Origin of the sequence: Hyphomonas sp. (assembly GCF_041689225.1) — a bacterium.
Lineage (GTDB): Bacteria > Pseudomonadota > Alphaproteobacteria > Caulobacterales > Hyphomonadaceae > Hyphomonas.
Genome location: NZ_JBDNGN010000015.1, coordinates 1 through 2,999 on the forward strand (window position 1 = coordinate 1; position 2,999 = coordinate 2,999).

A 2,999-nucleotide genomic window follows, 5' to 3' on the forward strand; every position below is an offset into this window, starting at 1 on the left:
ATCTCTACGACCCAAAGGAATGCTGGAACTATTTCAAGGAAGCCGGATATGTGTCAGATTAATCGCACGGTGCTCTAGTGGATGCGGACCACGACGCGCGCATCCTTCGCCTCGTATTTGCGGCCACGATCATCATAGCTGAACGTGGAATCATAGTGGACGCGCTCATCGGCTTCCCATGTGTACTGAAAGGAATCGTAGCAATCATATCCGTTGTACCGGGCGTTCCATGTCTGGTCGCGCCGCACTTCATGGCGCGTGTGCCAGCGGTCGGATTCATAGCCTTCATAGACGCAATGCTGATGCGAATGGCTTGCGTGTGGATCGTCGGTGCGAACACCCACGCGGGCATCAACGTCTGTTTCTACGCCAACACCGACACCGACACCCAGTTGGGCAGTGGCAGGGAAGATGGCGATGCTCGAGCCGATGCCAAGTGAACCGATAATTACGATATTGTTCAAGGACTTAATCATTGTCAGTTCTTTAGTTTTGCGCCCAAAGAACGGCTGGGCTTCCACAAGGTTCCTGACTGCGTGTGCTAAGCCTTGGCGGCCAGTGCCCCCGGTCCGCGCAGCTCTTCCATGGTGCGGATCGCCTTGGCGGCCGTGATGCGGGCCAGGTGCCGGCCCTTCTCGTCGCGCCAGTCGGCTTCCACCAGGCCAGTGGTCTTGCCGCGGCTGACGAGGCGGCCCTCGATCGTGATCAGGCCGTGCGGCACCGGGCGCAGGATACGCGTCTGCAATTCCATTGTGGTGAACCATTCGCCGTCTTCCAGCGCACTGGCCATCGTCATCGACACGATATGGTCGGACAGGCCGGCAACCCAACCGCCGAAGACACGTCCCTCGTTGATGTCGCGTGAGCCGTCATTCGGCCATTCATAGCGGGTGTGGCCGTAGGAAACCTCCTTCAGCCAGAGGTCGGGCCGGATGCCGAGATTTTTGATACCGGGCGGGAAGTCCCAGGTGCCGTTTTTCAGGCGGGCGAAAAATTCTGACTGCTGGGTGGAAAGTTCGGTACGGTTCATGCGAGGCGGGCTCCGTTGGGTAGGTTTGTGTCGGGCGAGAACATCACGATGGCACCGTCTGCATCGGGAAACCCGAGCGTCAGCACTTCCGACATGAACTTGCCGATCTGGCGGGGCGGGAAATTGACGACGGAGGCAACCTGTTTGCCGACAAGCGTCTCGGGTGTGTAATGCACCGTGACCTGCGCTGAACTTTTCTTCACGCCAACGCCCGCACCGAAATCGATCACCAGCCGCAAGGCGGGCTTGCGGGCGCCGTCCAGCCGAGCGGCTTCAAGGATCGTTCCGATACGGATGTCGATTTCGCGGAAGGTGGCGAAATCGGTCGGCGCCGCCTCCGGAGAGTCCGGTTCGTCAGTCAGGTGCATCTTGGGTTCAGCAAGTCGCGCCGCCATCGACGACCATCATTTGGCCGGTCATGTAGGCACCCGCTGCCGAAGCCAGGTACACGGCCGCACCGGCGATCTCGACCGGCTCGCCGATCCGCGCCATGGGCGTGCCCGACAGGGCGCGTTTGAGGTTTTTCGGGTCTTCCCAGAGGGCGCGCGCGAAATCGGTGCGTATCAGGCCCGGCGCAATACAGTTCACGCGGATATTGTCCTTGCCGTATTCGGTCGCCAGGTTGCGGGCGAGCTGGAAGTCGGCGGCTTTCGAGATGTTGTACGCGCCGATGATCGGCGAACCGCGCAGGCCGCCGATTGATGAGACGAGGATGATCGCGCCGTCCTTGCGATCGCGCATTTGCGGCATGCACATCTGGATCAGCCAGTGGTTCGAGATGATGTTGTTCTGCAGGACTTTCTCGAACTGGTCGTCGGTGATGCCTTCCATCGGGCCGTAATACGGGTTGGCGGCGGCGTTGCAGACAACCACATCCACCTTGCCGAACGCCTTGTTCGTGGCGTCGACCATCGCCTGCAATTCGTCCTTGGAAGAAATGTTCGCGGGCACGGCAATCGCGGTGTCGTCGCCGTGCTTCTTGTTGATCGCGTCGGCGACTTCCTGGCAGGGGCCGGGCTTGCGTGATGAGATCGTTACCTTGGCGCCCTGATCGGCCATGGCCTCGGCAATCGCCCGGCCGATGCCGCGCGAAGATCCTGTAATGATGGCTGATTTTCCGGATAGATCAAACAGGCTCATGGCACCGCTCCCTCGTGTTTTATGTCTGGGGCGAGGGTAAGGTCTGACGCGCCCTGCCGCTAGGGGTTACCTAGCGAAAGGCGTAAATTAGGTGGATTCGGGCGTTTTGTGCGGATGCGCCGGGTGCCTAGGTCAGCAGGCTCCATTCTTCCGCCAGGATTTCCGCGAGGCGCTCGGTACGTTTCCGTACGACTTCCGGTGTCCAGGCGTCCTGGTCCATCAGATCGCGGGTCAGGGCAAAATCCGCGCCGCCGCCACCGTTGAAATAGACTTCCTTCTTGGCGCGATAATCGAGCCGGTCTGCCTTCTGGTTCACCTTGTTGGTCAGCAGCACGAAATTGCCGAGCGTATCGCATTGTTCGCGGCGCTTGGCAGGGTCGGGCCATGTGACCATCCAGTGGCTGTCCTCGTGGACATTGCGCGGCAGGACGTGTTCGACCGTCGCGTCCGATTCCGGGGGAATGGTGAAGCCGCCATCGAGCGCCGCATTGAGACGCAGCGCCATGGCGCGTCTCTGGCCGAATGTCGCGAACCGGCCCAGCAGGCGCTCGCGCACCTTGCGGGCTTCATCCTTCGAGATCGCGAAAGGGCCGTTCTTTGCGAGGAGTGTGCGCTCGTTGGTCACCGCGTCGCTGACCTTGTTGAAGCGCTTGTTGCGCTGGTCCTTGTCGTGGAGGACCAGCTGGATGACGTAGCCGAGACGTTCGAGGTCGGTAAAGAATTGCGGCGCGATGGGGGAATCGATTCCACGCTCGACGAGGAATTTGAGGGCAGGTGCGCGCCAGCTCTGTTGCTCCAGCGCGCGCAACTGGTTGAGCTTGTCGGCGAC

General features: G+C 60.7%; 5 protein-coding genes. All 5 read right to left on the reverse strand.

Annotated elements, in window-relative coordinates:
• Positions 1–74 precede the first annotated feature (74 nt).
• A complete protein-coding gene (locus ACESNB_RS01640) occupies positions 75–476 on the reverse strand; it encodes a hypothetical protein (RefSeq protein ID WP_373002900.1) in 402 nt (133 codons plus the stop codon).
• Between the two features lie 65 nt (positions 477–541).
• Positions 542–1,030, reverse strand: coding sequence for a PaaI family thioesterase (locus ACESNB_RS01645; protein WP_373002902.1), 489 nt, complete (start codon positions 1,028–1,030; stop codon positions 542–544).
• Positions 1,027–1,398, reverse strand: coding sequence for a tRNA-binding protein (locus ACESNB_RS01650; protein ID WP_373002908.1), 372 nt, complete (start codon positions 1,396–1,398; stop codon positions 1,027–1,029). The genes ACESNB_RS01645 and ACESNB_RS01650 overlap by 4 nt, the downstream gene beginning before the upstream one ends.
• 7 nt (positions 1,399–1,405) lie before the next feature.
• On the reverse strand, positions 1,406–2,170 hold the full coding sequence (locus ACESNB_RS01655; protein WP_373002904.1) for an SDR family NAD(P)-dependent oxidoreductase: 765 nt from the start codon (positions 2,168–2,170) through the stop codon (positions 1,406–1,408).
• Positions 2,171–2,297: 127 nt separating this feature from the next.
• On the reverse strand, positions 2,298–2,999 hold a 702-nt coding region (locus ACESNB_RS01660; RefSeq protein ID WP_373002906.1), incomplete at its 5' end, for an HNH endonuclease family protein.